This window comes from Niallia taxi (assembly GCF_004005475.1).
GTDB classification, from domain to species: domain Bacteria; phylum Bacillota; class Bacilli; order Bacillales; family Cytobacillaceae; genus Niallia; species Niallia taxi.
Map to the genome: position 1 here is coordinate 148685 of NZ_RZTZ01000005.1, position 13829 is coordinate 162513.

Genomic DNA, 13829 nt, shown 5'->3' on the forward strand with positions numbered 1-13829 from the left:
GCATGAAGATGTCTTTTAGATGGTATGGGAGGCAAGACAGCATCCCTCTTGAGTATATTCGGCAAATTCCTAATATGAAAAACATTGTCAGTGCCGTTTATGATGTTCCGCCAGGAGAAGCATGGCCAGAGGAAAGCATTCAGGAGCTGTATCGAGATATAACAGCAGCAGGATTGGAGTTTAAGGTAGTTGAAAGCGTGCCTGTTCATGAAGATATTAAATTAGGTCTTCCAAATAGAGATACGTATATTGATAACTATATAGATACTATTGCAAGACTTTCAAAAATCGGCATTGAAGTTATTTGCTATAACTTCATGCCTGTATTCGACTGGACGAGAACACAGCTTGATAAGCAGCTAGAGGATGGTTCTACAGCATTAGTTTATTACAAGGAACAGCTAAAAAAGATGGATCCAGTTTACAGCGACTTGTCATTGCCAGGCTGGGATGCGTCCTACACAAGAGAAGAGCTCCAAGCATTAATCAGCAAATACAAGGAGCTGGGAGAAGCTGGTCTTTGGAGCAACCTGGAATATTTCTTAAATAGAGTTATCCCAGCGGCAGAGGAGCATGGCATAAAGATGGCCATTCACCCAGATGATCCGCCTTGGAGTATCTTTGGCCTCCCTCGCATTATTACAAACGAGGCAAATCTTGATCGGTTTTTAAACTTATATGACAGTGAGGCAAACGGAATCACCTTATGCTCAGGATCGTTAGGCTGCACTAGTGATAACGATATGGTGAAGCTGGCAGCAAAATATATAAGCCTTAATCGAGTGCCTTTTGCTCATTTGCGCAACATAAAGATTCTCGAAAACGGCGATTTTGAAGAATCAGCACATATTTCGAGCTATGGAAGTCTTGATATGGCTGCTATCTTACAAGCACTCTATAAAAACGGATTTACAGGTTATATAAGACCAGATCACGGCAGAATGATCTGGGGAGAAACTGGAAAACCAGGATATGGGCTATATGACAGGGCACTAGGGAGCACGTATCTTTCAGGCATATGGGAAATGCTTGAAAAATCAGGAGGTAAGTAATGTCGAACAAGCTAAAAGTGAACATACCAGATGATTTCATAATTGGTGCAGCTGCCTCTGCCTGGCAAACAGAGGGCTGGTCTGGAAAAAAAGAATCACAGGATTCCTATTTGGATTTATGGTACAAAAATAACAAGAATGTCTGGCATAACGGGTATGGGCCAGGAGTAGCTACTAACTTTTATAATAGGTATAAAGAAGATATCGGAATAATGGCAGATATTGGGCTTACGCATTACCGGACATCGATTAATTGGTCCCGCTTTTTGAGTGATTATGAAGAAGCGGAAGTTGATGAAGAATATGCGGCATATATCGATAAGGTAATTGATGAGCTCTTGGAAAAAGGTGTAGAACCGATGATTTGCTTGGAGCATTATGAAGTGCCAGCATACTTGTTCGAGAAATATGGAGGCTGGAATTCTAAGCATGTGGTTGACCTTTTCGTAAAATACGCGGATAAAGTGCTTGATCGCTTTGGGCATAAGGTTAAGCATTGGTTTACCTTCAATGAACCGATTGTTGTGCAAACAAGGGTGTACTTGGATGCTATTCGCTATCCCTTTGAACAAAACACAAAGAAATGGATGCAGTGGAACTTTCATAAAGCATTAGCAACAGCTAAAGTAGTGGAGCTTTTTAAGCAGAAGGGTCTCAAAGAGAAGACTGGGGCGAAGATGGGCGTTATTTTGAATCCGGAAGTGACATATGCGCGCTCCACTGCTCCACATGATCAGCAGGCCGCACAAATATATGATTTGTTTTTTAACCGGATATTTTTGGACCCATCCATTAAGGGTGAATACCCACAGCAGCTTTTTGACTTGATGGTAAAGCATGACATTGCCTTTGATTATACACAAGAGGACTTAGAAGTAATCAAGAAGAATACGGTTGATTATGTGGGGATTAACCTTTATTACCCGCATCGCGTGAAAGCAAGGACAATCGCATGGAATGAAGGAACCCCGTTCCATCCTTCCTTTTATTACGAAATGTTTGATATGCCCGGCAAGAAAATGAATCCTTTTCGCGGCTGGGAAATATATCCGCAAATAATGTACGATATGGCAATCAGGATGAAAGAGGAATATGGCAATATAGAATGGTTTATCGCAGAAAACGGCATGGGTGTTGAAAATGAGGCACGCTATAAGGATGAGGAAGGCCGCATTCAGGATGATTACAGAATCGAGTTTATAAGTGAGCATATGAAGTGGCTTTTGAAGGCAGTGGAGGAAGGTTCCAATTGTAAAGGGTATATGCTGTGGGCATTTACAGATAATGTTTCCCCTATGAATGCATTTAAAAACCGTTACGGACTTGTAGAAATTAATCTAGAGGACAACAGAAACAGGAAGAAGAAAAAGTCGGCCTTATGGTATAAATCCATTATTGCTAATCGAGCATTAGAGGTAGAAGATGACGACATCGTTAAATAAAGAAGGGCGGGATTAACATGAGAAAAATAATATTGGCATGTGCAGCGGGCATGTCCACCTCCATTGTCGTTTCCAAAATGAAGGCAGCCATTAAAGCAAGAGGAGAAGAAATAGACGTTTATGCTATTCCGGAGGGTGCAATAGAGGATGAGCTTGCAACCTCAAGTAAGGGGATTATTGCCATTCTTCTTGGACCACAGGTTCGTTTCATGAAACAAGCAGCGGTAAATACAGCAAAGCCATATGGTATTCCAGTTGATGTTATTGATGTGAGACTGTATGGAACAGCAGATGGAGAAAAAATTCTCGACCATGCATTAAAATTGAATCAAAAATAAGCTGTCGGAGGGACAAAATGGAGTTGTTAGAGGAAATGCAGGCGGCAGCTTTTCAAATCATAACATATTCAGGCGAAGCAAGAAGCAGCTATGTAGAGGCAATTCGTACGGCAAGGGCAGGGAATATAGATGAGGCGAAGGAGATTATAAAGACAGGTGAACGTTCTTATAATAAGATTCATAAAGTTCACGCCTCCTTTGTGCAAAGGGAGGCAAGTGGTGAAGCTCTGCCATTTTCCTTAATCCTCATGCATGCAGAAGACCAAATGCTGACAACAGAAACATTAAAAATTATGGCATGTGAAATGGTGGAAATGTGTGCCGTCTTCTTAACAAATGGGAAAAAGGCCGAATAAGATCCGCCTCATATAATAGTAACTTTGTCTATGAACACGAGATAATAATTATCTCGTGTTTTTTCAAGAGATTTTTTTGACCTCCATAAGTGCTGGCTTTTGGTACATCAGTCGAATCGCTTGACCGTACAGTGCCGCGAGGATTTGCTGAAAAAGCATGCCGATAACTACAGGAACAGCTACCTGGGGCGGGAAGAAGCTGACTGCCATAACCGCACCAGCACTGATGTTTCTCATTCCGCCTGTGTAGATCATTGCAATGGTCTCATCCTTTTGCCGTTTTGTTAGAACACCGAGTAACCATGAAAAAAAGTATCCTGACAATGCTACGAAGAACATAGTCAAGCCCACATATATGAATTTCAAATCGATATGCCGTAAATAAGGAGCGACAACAGAGCTGTTGATTGCCACAACAGCTGCTAATCCCAGCTTTGAAAAAGGTGCAAGTGTTTTGTTCCAGTGCAAGGCCTTTTCCTTAGAATAAAACTGGTTGATCGCCATACCCGCAATGGAAGGAATAACAATCATGACAAGCAGCCCCCTCATCATACCCCAAACGTCTAACTGAACTGCCTCTCCTACAAAAATACTCATGCTTAATGGAACTAAAAAAGGGGAAAGAAGTGTGTCCGCCAGAATGATGGCTAAGGTAAGGGGGACATTTCCTTTATACATGGATACCCAAATAACGCTTGTAATCCCTGTTGGAATAACAGTGGCAAGTGTTAACCCAGTGATAGTATAAGGATCATTACCAAAGAATAAATGACCAATCGCATACGCCCAAACTGGGGTGATAACATGAAGGACTGCCAGTGTCAGTAATAAAGATAATGGATGAAATATAGTATGCTTCATAGATTTAAAGTTTGAGTTAAGGCTGCCTGTGAATGTCATGGCCGCAAAAACCCACGGAACAAGAAAGGAAAAGTTATTTAAAAAGGAGGATAGCAGCACACCCACTACTACACTAACTGGAGTAAGCAATGGCATCCATTTTCCAAGAAAAGCATTCATACTTTGAAGCATGTAACAGGACTCCTATCAAAGTTATTTAGTGAATGAAAATGAGCTTCTTTTCATGCGGGCATGTCTTTCGATTTCATCTGATTCAAGTATATGTACGCCAACGTTGTTTATTTCCGCAATCTTGCTCATCGAAGCTGCGACAGCTTTAGCTGAAATGCCCCGATACTTCCGCAATGGACCGACAAGGAGAAAGCTTAGAGGTGGCAGAAGATAGGAGCTTAATTTCTCGCCAAATCTGAACTCCTCTCTTTTGCCAAGAAGTAGGGAAGGACGAAATATTGCTAAGGATGGATAGCCAATTGTCTTGAGGCTTTCCTCAAGCCTTCCTTTCAGACTGCTGTAAAATATTTTCGAGTCTCGGTTAGCTCCAATCGAACTGATGACAAGCATTTGCCTCGCTCCCATCTCAAATGCCAGGCTGGCAATTTCTACAGGATAATGCAAATCAATCTTTTCCATTTCTGCTTGGCTTCCTGCCTTTTTTATGGTTGTTCCGATACAGCAAAAAACATCATCAGCTTCAAGCCTTTCTTTGTATGCAGCAAGATTGTTAAAATCGGCAACTACTTCCTTAATGGCAGGATGCTCAAAGCTTTTCCTTCTTGTGAGGACTGTTATTTGCTTATATTTATTTTCTTCTACAAGTAATTGTACAAGCTCCCTGCCGACAAGCCCTGTAGCTCCAATTATTAAAGCATTTTTTTCCATTTAGATGTTCCTCTCTAATTAATTCTTACATATAGTATAGCAAATTATTACAGTCAGCTTTTGTCAGTCTTGTGAATGTTAAGCAAATGCCTATTGATATCTCGCACATAATGGTTATACCTAGAATAATTATACATTAAGGTAAACGGAATGGGTAAAAGGGTTTAAGGATTGGAGGGTTGGAAGTGCATAAATTAGAAATCAAAAACAGCAGCAAAATATTCAGGAAAGACAATAAGGATTTCTATGCATTAAAGGATACTAGTCTGCAAATAAAGGAAGGAAGCTTTGTCAGCATTATCGGTCCGAGTGGCTGCGGCAAATCAACATTGTTCAATATTATTGCTGGCTTAATCAAGCCTTCCACTGGGGAGGTTCTCCTTGATGGCAAGGATATTGTCGGAAAGAATGGTTATGTTGGTTATATGCTGCAAAAGGATTTACTGCTTCCTTGGAGGACTATAATGCATAATGTCATTTTAGGTCTGGAAATAAAGGGGATTTCTAAAAAGGAAGCGATAAGTCAAGCAGCTCCTCTTCTGGAAAGGTACGGACTGGGCGGTTTTGAAAATCATTATCCTGATGAGTTATCTGGCGGAATGAGGCAAAGGGCAGCATTGCTCAGAACATTGCTGTATGACCAAGACATTATCCTGCTCGATGAACCATTCGGAGCACTTGACGCACAAACAAGATTATTGATGCAAGAATGGCTTCTGCAAATATGGGTGGATTTCAAGAAAACCATCTTATTTATTACACATGACATAGATGAAGCGATTTTCCTATCTGATGATATATATATATTAACTCAGAGACCTGGAACTATTAAGGAGAAGGTTACTATTCCCCTAGCAAGGCCAAGAAATGAGCAAACGTTATTAAGTCCTGAATTTATTGACTTAAAAGAGCATGTTTTAAAACAACTGAAAACAGAGGAATAAGAATAAGGGGAAAGGTGGAATCGACGTTGGCACAGCTCAATCAAAATCCCCTTCCGTATATTGAAGATGAGGAAGCAGCAGCAAAAAGAAGATCGCGCATCACACTATACGGGCAGTGGACACTTGGAATACTGTTAATACTGCTTTGGGAACTATTCGCAAGATGGAAAATTATTGACTCCTATTATTGGAGCAGTCCTTCAACTATTTGGAAAACTGCCTATACAGCATTCACAGAAGGAACTTTGCTGGAGGATCTTCTTTATACGAGCGGATCAACAGTTCTTGGCTTTATACTTGGGACATTTATTGGAGCATTGCTTGGTTTGTCCTTTTGGTGGTCTTATTATTACTCAAGGATTTCCGAGCCTTATTTAATTGCATTTAATGCCATTCCAAAGCTGGCACTGGCACCAGTTCTCGTTATTCTGTTTGGAATAGGCTTCAGTTCAAAGGTTGTGCTTGCCTTTATGATGACAGTCATTGTCACCGCATTGGCAGCGTACAGCGGCGTAAAGGCCGTTGATAAGGATTTAGAAAAGCTAATGTATTCACTTGGTGCAAAGCGCTGGCATGTATTTACAAAGGTAGTCATTCCGACAAGCATGCCGTGGATTGTTAGTTCATTGAAAATAAATATCGCACTTGCCCTTGCAGGCACAATTGTCGGCGAATTTATCAGCTCTAGGCAAGGGATAGGAAGAATGATTCTTTACGCCGGTCAAATCATGAATATTAATCTTGTCTGGGTAGGAGTTGTTGTATTGTCCTTGCTGTCGATTCTTATGTACTTTGCAACAGTTTGGATCGAGAAGCTGCTGTTAAAGGGAAGAAGCGCTCCATAATGGTTAAAACAGAACAGAAATTTAGAATATAGACAATGCTGGTTTCCATATATTTTAGCGATGACCATTCGTTGATAGAACAATTATTTTGCTAAGTTTTTAGGATATGTATTCTTCTGGCGATACGATATGGCTAATCGCAACTTAGAAGTAAAAAGGGGGATTTAAGGTGCGGAAAGGCAAACTATTGCTTATTGCGATGTTAGGCATAATGCTGCTGTTGGCAGGGTGTGCTTCAAAGGATTCAACTGGCGGAACAAAGGATGGTTTAAAGAAAATTGTTATAGCTGAGCCTGTCCATTTGATTGGGTATTTGCCTCTTTATTTAGCCATACAGGAGGGGTATTTTGAGGAAGAGGGACTTGAAGTAGAAGTCATCACAGCTACAGGCGGAGCTCACGTTACGTCTTTAGTAAGCGGTGATGCTTGGGGAAATATCGCTGGGCCGGATTCTAACCAGATGGCAAATCCGGGAAGCTCTGATCCAATTCAAGGGGTTGTGAATGTCGTTAACAGAGCAAATGTATATTTGATGGGCAGTTCCGATGAAAAGGTAGACAGTACAAATGAAACAGAGCTGGCAGAATATTTAGAGGGAAAAACAATCGCAGCAGGCCGTTATGGTGGAAGCCCAAATCTTTTGACAAGATGGCTGCTTCTTGAGCTCGGTTTGGATCCGGATAAGGACGTTAAGCTGGAGGAGCCAGCTGATGCAAGCGCAGTTGTTTCACTTGTTGAATCAGGCCAGGCCGATATTGCAAATGGTGGCGAACCGCAAATAACAGAAGGAATCAATAAAGGAGTTTGGAACGAACCCTTCTATAGTTTCCCGAGTTTAGGGGACTATCCTTATTCTGTTATAAGTGTCAAAAAATCCACCATAGAAAATGAACCAGAAGTGGTTGAGAGCTTTGTAAAGGCAATGCTTAAAGGACTGAAGGCAGTCGATGAAAACCCTGATCTGGCAATGGAAGCATTGAAAAAAGAGTTTCCGACTACATCAGATGATAGCTTGAAGGCTTCTCTTGACCGTGCTTATGCAGATCAGCTATGGAGCAAGGATGGCTTCATCTCTGAGGAAGCATTGGCAAAGCCTATGGATGTTGTCGAGAAAACAGGTGTATATAAAGAAGGCTATAAATACGATGAGCTTATTGATATGCAATTTGTGGAGAAATTATCTAAGTAGTTTTTTTCAACTGATCTTAAGCCAGGTCTTTTCATAGACCAGGCTTTTTTGTTTGAAATTCTAAATTAAAAGCGCTTTCATTATTGCCGTTTTTATGCAAAAATAGATAACGGAAGTGTGCAAAATAATATATCGGGCAAAGGAGAACTAGAATGATAAAATTACTTGTTAATGCGGATGATTTTGGCTTTTCCAGAGGAGTCAATTACGGGGTTCTCGATACTCACTTAAACGGTATTGTTAATTCTGCAACAATGATGATGAATGCAGAAGGAACAGAGCATGCTCTTGAGATTGCTAAGTCGACGCCTACTTTAAAGGTAGGAGTTCATCTTGTTCTCACATTTGGTAAGCCACTAACGAGTGCAGCAAGCCTCATAGGTGAAGAAGGCTTTTTCAAAAAGCAAAAAGATGTATACGGACATCCTGAAGACATTTCTCTTGAGGATTTGGAGCAGGAATGGACTGCTCAAATAGAAAAGTTTTTGGCTTCGGGACTAAAACCGGCCCATTTGGACAGCCATCACCATGTTCATGGAATTAAAGAGTTCTATCCTGTCATCAAAAGGCTGTCAGAAAAATATGATCTTCCCGTCCGCATTGCTGGTCCCCATTTTACAGATGTAAAAACAGTTACCGATATTTTAATGGTTGACTTTTTTGGTGAGGGAGTGACAGAAAACTATTTTGATAAGCTGCAAGAAAGCGTGGAGGACGGCAAGACGGTGGAAGTAATGACACATCCTGCCTACTTGGATGCAAGACTAAAGGATGGCACCTCTTATTATCAGGAGAGATTGGAAGAAGCAAGAATTTTGTCAGAAATAATATTGCCGGAAAACGTTAAGCTGCTTTGAAATGAAAGACAGAAATGGGCCTTGTCTTTAGCCCATTTTTTTTCATGGTTTCATTTGATTGGTTATCTTTTGAATATTTCTGAAATTATTTTGTTGTTGTACATAACCTGATTTATATAGAATAGTAGAAAAGCTACAAAAAAACTAAAAAAACATTCCAACGGAAGAAGGGAGCAGGTCCATGCCTAATCAGCCATCGAATCCTTTCCGGCGGGAGATGTACGATTCTCTTGAAAGTTTTGTAGACCATGTCAGTGAATTGCTCGGATGCCCGATTACACTTGAGGATACACACCATCGTGTTTTAGTTTATAGCAGCCATAATGAGGAAACAGATCCTGTCAGAATTTCTACGATTATAAGCAGAAGAGTCCCGGAAAAGGTAATAAACCGCTTGTGGAAGGATGGAGTTATCCCAAGTCTTCTTCAAAGTAAAAAGCCAATCAGAATTGAGGGGAAGCAAGAGATAGGTCTCGGAAGCAGGGTGGCAGTTTCCATTTGGAGAGCGGATGAAGTAATTGGCTATATTTGGGCAATTGAACTGCATCAAGCGCTGACAGCAAGCCAAATGGATATATTAGAGAATGCAGCAGCAGTTGGAAAACATCTTTTATCCCGTTTTGCAAAGGCGAAACGACCATCAACAAATGATGATCAAGAATTTTTTTGGAGGCTTCTTACAGGTCATGTAAATAAGCAAGAGGCAGAAGAAAAGCTGATGGAAATAAATCAAACTGCCCTCAATAACTATACGATTATGGTTTTTACCTTTAAAGAAATTATCACGAAGGAAATGGAAAAACAAATTATTTATTTGCTGAAAGTAATGGATAATGTCAAAATCTCACTTTATACGATGGATGACCATGAATTAATATTGCTTGCAAGTGCAATAAACAGACAAGACAGCCCTGCTGTTGTTTTTAAGCAATTCATTCGAAATTTTCCAAGCAGCTTAGCGGAAAAGTTTCAAATAACAGATGTTTATGGAGGATATGGCAGCATCTATACTGATTTAAAGGATGTCGAAAAGTGCTTAAAGGAAGCAAAGAAGGTAATAGAGGTTAAAGCGAAATTTCCAGGTGAGGCGCAAGCTTTTTCTGCGTATCAAGATTTAGGAATCTATCAGTTCATGGATGTATTATTAGAAAAACGAATACAGGATGGCTTTGAAAATATTGCGATTCAGAAATTAAGGAAATATGATAAAAGTCATAATACAGAGCTGCTGTTAACCTTGGAGGCCTTTTTGGATGAGAGTGAAAGCATGCAAAAAACGGCTTTAAAGCTTCATATACATACGAATACACTAACATATCGACTAAAGCGAATTACAGAGATTATGGAGGTTGACCTTTCTGTTCCCTCCCAGAAATTCATGCTTTATCTCGACTTGAAATTACTACGCTGGCATCAGAAATAAGCTACTGAAGTAAGTTTTGTGAAATTTCACAAAGGCGCTGATTTACTTTTATCTTTTTTACCAAAGAATAATTTCGCAATTCGTCCTATTATAATTATAAGATATCTAACAATTTAAGTAAGGAATTCTAACAAGGGGTGGATTGTATTGATTATTGGTATTCCGAAAGAGATAAAAAACAATGAAAACAGAGTTGCGATTACACCTTCTGGCGTCGCTTACTTGCAAAATGGCGGGCATGAAGTTCTAGTTGAAACAAGTGCTGGTTCAGGCAGTGGTTTTACAGATAGTGAATATGCTGCTTCTGGAGCGAAAATAATGGATACTGCAGCAGAGGTCTGGAATTCTGCGGACATGATTATGAAGGTAAAGGAACCACTTCAATCAGAATACGGCTACTTCCGCAAAGGCTTAATCTTGTTTACTTATCTTCACTTAGCAGCTGAAAAGGAATTGGCAGCAGCCTTAACGGAAAAGGGTGTTACCGGCATTGCTTATGAGACAATTGAAGTGAATGGAAAACTGCCGCTGTTAACTCCGATGAGTGAGGTTGCAGGCAGAATGGCAGTTCAGATTGGTGCACAATTTCTTGAACAGCCTCATGGAGGAAAAGGGATTTTGCTGGCAGGAGTTCCTGGAGTAAAGCGTGGCAATGTGACAATCATTGGCGGTGGTATTGTTGGCGCAAATGCTGCTAAACTTGCAGTTGGTCTTGGCGCAAATGTAACATTACTAGATCTAAATCCAGAAAGATTAAGAGAGCTTGATAATCAATTCGGGTCAAGCCTAAATACCGTTATTTCAAATCCTGCCAATATTGAAGCGGCAGTAGCGGAGGCAGATTTAGTAATTGGTGCTGTCCTTATTCCTGGTGCTAAAGCACCTAAGCTTGTGACAGAGGAAATGGTTAAAAAGATGGCTCCGGGCTCTGTGATTGTTGATGTGGCAATCGACCAAGGCGGTATCTTTGAGACGGTTGATCATATTACTACACATGATAATCCGACATATGTGAAGCATGGAGTAGTTCACTATGCTGTTGCAAATATGCCTGGGGCGGTGCCGCGAACTTCTACCATTGCCCTTACAAATGTAACAGTGCCATATGCATTGCAGATTGCCAACAAAGGTGCAGTGGAGGCCATCCAAAACAACTATGCGATAAAGCAAGGTGTAAATACCTTTAATGGTCATATAACATACGCTCCTGTAGCCAAGGATCTAGGACTTGAATATGTCCCTGTTCAAGAAGTAATCAATTCAATTCCTACTACTGCAGTTTAACAATATTAAAAGCCGTACTTCCTAGCAGAGGAAGTACGGCTTTTTTGTGGATTCTGTTAACAAGATTATAAAATTTTTCCAGAAAAATGAAACTTCTATTAAGCGAGTTTCGTATAACAATATGGATAGATATGCTGAGGTTATAAGATAAAGAGATAACAAGAGCAAAGGTTTAAAAGATAAAAAAGAGAGGAGTATAACATGTCACAGTATGCATTAGAAGTGAGAAATTTCACAAAGAAAATTAAAAGCAAAACAATCGTGGACAAGGTAAGTTTTGCGGTGGAAAAAGGGGAGATTTTTGGACTGCTTGGCCCCAACGGTGCTGGGAAAACAACGATTATAAGAATGATAGTCAGCTTGATTAACAGAACAGAAGGAGAGGTTGTCATAAATGGACATAACCTCGATACTTCTTTTGCAGATGCGATGAGCAGCCTCGGGGCTATTGTGGAAAACCCAGAATTCTATAAATACATGAGTGGTTACAAGAATTTGCGCCATTATGCAAGAATGGCAAAAAATGAGATTTCGGAGGAGAGAATCGCAGAAGTAGTTAAGCTTGTAAAGCTGGAAAATGCTATTCATCAAAAGGTGAGGACCTATTCACTTGGAATGAGACAGCGGCTAGGTGTTGCGCAAGCACTTCTGCATAATCCTGCTATCTTAATCCTTGATGAGCCGACAAACGGACTGGATCCACAAGGGATACGAGAATTCCGTGATTATCTACACGAGCTGGCAGCAACGGGAATATCTGTGCTTGTTTCATCTCATTTGCTTTCAGAAATGCAGCTTATGTGCCATCGCTTTGCAATCATTGAAAAGGGCAAGCTTATCCACATCTCTTCCATGGATGAGACAGTTGCAGAGGGAGTAGATGAACAAAGAGAGGTAGCCTTTGAGATGGATGATGCTTCTATTGCGCTAGAAACACTGAGAAGTGGCGTAGTGGCTTTTGAGGAGGTTTCGCTAAAAGAGGATATGCTCACAGTAAAACTGTCGAAGTCTTCCATTCCAGCTGTGAACAAACTATTTGTGGAAAAAGGATTATCTGTGTACGGAATTAGTGCAGCGAAAGCGACATTAGAGGACAGATTCCTTGAACTCACGAATAAAAAAGGAGAGGAAGCAAAACGATGATCGGGTTAATTCAAAATGAACTGATAAAAATATTTGAAAAGAAGATGAGTTGGATTTTTGCTATTATTCTTATACTTGGTCTTATAGGAAGTGCCGTGCTTGAGATGAAAGTCAGCGATCAGCAAAAGGAAGATGATTGGAAGGTACAGGTTCAATCAGAAATTAACAAGCTGGAGAAGAAGATGGAAAAAGCTCCGAGCTATAATGATCTTAAAGAGGATGAATATCCGTCAGAGGGTACGAAGGAAGATATTCAATCTCAAATTGATGATTTTAATGGAAATCTAACGGATAATGTTAATCCATACACGACAAGCTGGTCTTATTTAGGTGATTTTGGAATTGCAATGAAGTCCCTTATCACACTGTTTGTAGTAATTGTTTGTGCGGGAAATATCTCGTCTGAGTTTTCCGATGGGACCATTAAGCAGCTGTTAATTCGCCCGCATAGAAGATGGGCAATTCTGCTTTCGAAATACATTGCAATACTTATTTATTCAATCTTCCTACTTGCTGTGCTTGCTATAGCTGGGTACTTAGTGAGTATTGCCTTCTTCGGTACAGCAGGGTTTAATGATAACATTTATGCCTATAATTCTGCTTATAGTCCAGAGACAGTTAGCGGTGGAGTTTACTTTTTACAGAACCTAGCTTACTATTTGCCTGGTTTAATTCTTATTCTGACATTGGCATTTATGCTGTCTACTCTCTTTAAGAATCAAGCAATTGCAGTTGGAATTGGTATTTTTGTACTGTTCTTTTCTTCAACGGTAGGCTCAATAATTGTGGGGCTTTCGGAAAAATATGCGTGGACAAAGGCGTTAATTTTCCCGCACTTGGATCAGACTGTTTTTATAATGGATGATAAAATATTAACTAATATTACAATGCCGATATCATTAGGTATTCTTGGAGTCTATTATATTATCTTTATGTTCATCACATTTTTCTTTTTCCAAAAAAGGGATATCAGCATTTGATTTAATGGAAAACCGGAGAGGGTTGCTCTCCGGTTTTAGTTTGCGGTTAAACACTTATCACTAATAGCAAGGGGTATATGGATTTCCGCTGCAGGGGTTCGCTTTCCACGGGGCGAGCGGTGAGCCGCATCGGCGCTAAAGCGCCTGCTGGGTCTCACCTGTCTCGCTAATCCCGTAGGAGACTCACCCCTTCCGCTCCAATCAATATCCGTATTTTCTGTTGATAGAAGTAATAA

Annotated in this window: 14 protein-coding genes; 12 read left to right on the forward strand and 2 right to left on the reverse strand. The window is 40.3% G+C overall.

All coding sequences use genetic code 11. The annotated features are described in order from the left end of the window. Positions 1–2: 2 nt before the first annotated feature. The 4 genes from uxuA to EM808_RS14470 are packed head-to-tail and all read left to right on the forward strand — an operon-like array spanning position 3 to position 3188. Complete coding sequence (gene uxuA / locus EM808_RS14455; RefSeq protein WP_127738908.1) at positions 3–1052, forward strand: mannonate dehydratase; 1050 nt, start codon at positions 3–5, stop codon at positions 1050–1052. Then, positions 1052–2494, forward strand: coding sequence for a glycoside hydrolase family 1 protein (locus EM808_RS14460; RefSeq protein WP_127738909.1), 1443 nt, complete (start codon positions 1052–1054; stop codon positions 2492–2494). Before uxuA ends, EM808_RS14460 begins: the two co-directional genes overlap by 1 nt. A 17-nt stretch (positions 2495–2511) precedes the next feature. After that, positions 2512–2832, forward strand: coding sequence for a PTS sugar transporter subunit IIB (locus EM808_RS14465; RefSeq protein ID WP_127738910.1), 321 nt, complete (start codon positions 2512–2514; stop codon positions 2830–2832). Between the two features lie 17 nt (positions 2833–2849). Beyond that, positions 2850–3188: a PTS lactose/cellobiose transporter subunit IIA gene (locus EM808_RS14470; RefSeq protein WP_127738911.1), complete on the forward strand. Its 339-nt coding sequence runs from the start codon at positions 2850–2852 to the stop codon at positions 3186–3188. Positions 3189–3251: 63 nt separating this feature from the next. Here EM808_RS14470 and EM808_RS14475 read toward each other — a convergent pair whose 3' ends face one another. Beyond that, on the reverse strand, positions 3252–4220 hold the full coding sequence (locus tag EM808_RS14475; protein ID WP_127738912.1) for a bile acid:sodium symporter family protein: 969 nt from the start codon (positions 4218–4220) through the stop codon (positions 3252–3254). 21 nt (positions 4221–4241) lie between these two features. Then, on the reverse strand, positions 4242–4928 hold the full coding sequence (locus EM808_RS14480; RefSeq protein WP_127738913.1) for an NAD-dependent epimerase/dehydratase family protein: 687 nt from the start codon (positions 4926–4928) through the stop codon (positions 4242–4244). 185 nt (positions 4929–5113) lie between these two features. Between EM808_RS14480 and EM808_RS14485 the strand changes: the two genes are divergently transcribed. The 8 genes from EM808_RS14485 to EM808_RS14520 all read left to right on the forward strand — a co-directional run bounded on the left by EM808_RS14485 (position 5114) and on the right by EM808_RS14520 (position 13593). Continuing rightward, on the forward strand, positions 5114–5872 hold the full coding sequence (locus EM808_RS14485; protein WP_127738914.1) for an ABC transporter ATP-binding protein: 759 nt from the start codon (positions 5114–5116) through the stop codon (positions 5870–5872). 26 nt (positions 5873–5898) lie between these two features. Continuing rightward, complete coding sequence (locus EM808_RS14490) at positions 5899–6717, forward strand: ABC transporter permease (protein ID WP_127738915.1); 819 nt, start codon at positions 5899–5901, stop codon at positions 6715–6717. Positions 6718–6916: 199 nt separating this feature from the next. Continuing rightward, a complete protein-coding gene (locus tag EM808_RS14495; RefSeq protein WP_127739128.1) occupies positions 6917–7906 on the forward strand; it encodes an ABC transporter substrate-binding protein in 990 nt (329 codons plus the stop codon). Positions 7907–8058: 152 nt separating this feature from the next. After that, positions 8059–8763 (forward strand): chitin disaccharide deacetylase, encoded by a 705-nt coding sequence (gene chbG / locus EM808_RS14500; RefSeq protein WP_127738916.1) that lies wholly within the window; start codon positions 8059–8061, stop codon positions 8761–8763. A 181-nt stretch (positions 8764–8944) separates the two neighbouring features. Next, a complete protein-coding gene (locus tag EM808_RS14505) occupies positions 8945–10186 on the forward strand; it encodes a PucR family transcriptional regulator (RefSeq protein WP_127738917.1) in 1242 nt (413 codons plus the stop codon). 147 nt (positions 10187–10333) lie between these two features. Next, complete coding sequence (ald, locus tag EM808_RS14510) at positions 10334–11470, forward strand: alanine dehydrogenase (RefSeq protein ID WP_127738918.1); 1137 nt, start codon at positions 10334–10336, stop codon at positions 11468–11470. A gap of 201 nt (positions 11471–11671) precedes the next feature. Then, on the forward strand, positions 11672–12613 hold the full coding sequence (locus EM808_RS14515; RefSeq protein ID WP_127738919.1) for an ABC transporter ATP-binding protein: 942 nt from the start codon (positions 11672–11674) through the stop codon (positions 12611–12613). Beyond that, positions 12610–13593 carry an ABC transporter permease gene (locus tag EM808_RS14520; RefSeq protein ID WP_127738920.1) on the forward strand — a complete coding sequence of 328 codons (984 nt, stop codon included), beginning with the start codon at positions 12610–12612 and terminating at the stop codon, positions 13591–13593. Before EM808_RS14515 ends, EM808_RS14520 begins: the two co-directional genes overlap by 4 nt. Positions 13594–13829 lie beyond the last annotated feature (236 nt).

Coding starts and splice junctions, on each gene's coding strand:
- EM808_RS14460 (WP_127738909.1), top strand. CDS start 1,052: ATGTCGAACAAGCTAAAAGTGAACATACCAGATGATTTCATAATTGGT.
- EM808_RS14495 (WP_127739128.1), top strand. CDS start 6,917: ATGTTAGGCATAATGCTGCTGTTGGCAGGGTGTGCTTCAAAGGATTCA.
- uxuA (WP_127738908.1), top strand. CDS start 3: ATGAAGATGTCTTTTAGATGGTATGGGAGGCAAGACAGCATCCCTCTT.
- EM808_RS14505 (WP_127738917.1), top strand. CDS start 8,945: ATGCCTAATCAGCCATCGAATCCTTTCCGGCGGGAGATGTACGATTCT.
- chbG (WP_127738916.1), top strand. CDS start 8,059: ATGATAAAATTACTTGTTAATGCGGATGATTTTGGCTTTTCCAGAGGA.
- EM808_RS14470 (WP_127738911.1), top strand. CDS start 2,850: ATGGAGTTGTTAGAGGAAATGCAGGCGGCAGCTTTTCAAATCATAACA.
- EM808_RS14480 (WP_127738913.1), bottom strand. CDS start 4,928: ATGGAAAAAAATGCTTTAATAATTGGAGCTACAGGGCTTGTCGGCAGG.
- EM808_RS14475 (WP_127738912.1), bottom strand. CDS start 4,220: ATGCTTCAAAGTATGAATGCTTTTCTTGGAAAATGGATGCCATTGCTT.
- EM808_RS14520 (WP_127738920.1), top strand. CDS start 12,610: ATGATCGGGTTAATTCAAAATGAACTGATAAAAATATTTGAAAAGAAG.
- EM808_RS14465 (WP_127738910.1), top strand. CDS start 2,512: ATGAGAAAAATAATATTGGCATGTGCAGCGGGCATGTCCACCTCCATT.
- EM808_RS14515 (WP_127738919.1), top strand. CDS start 11,672: ATGTCACAGTATGCATTAGAAGTGAGAAATTTCACAAAGAAAATTAAA.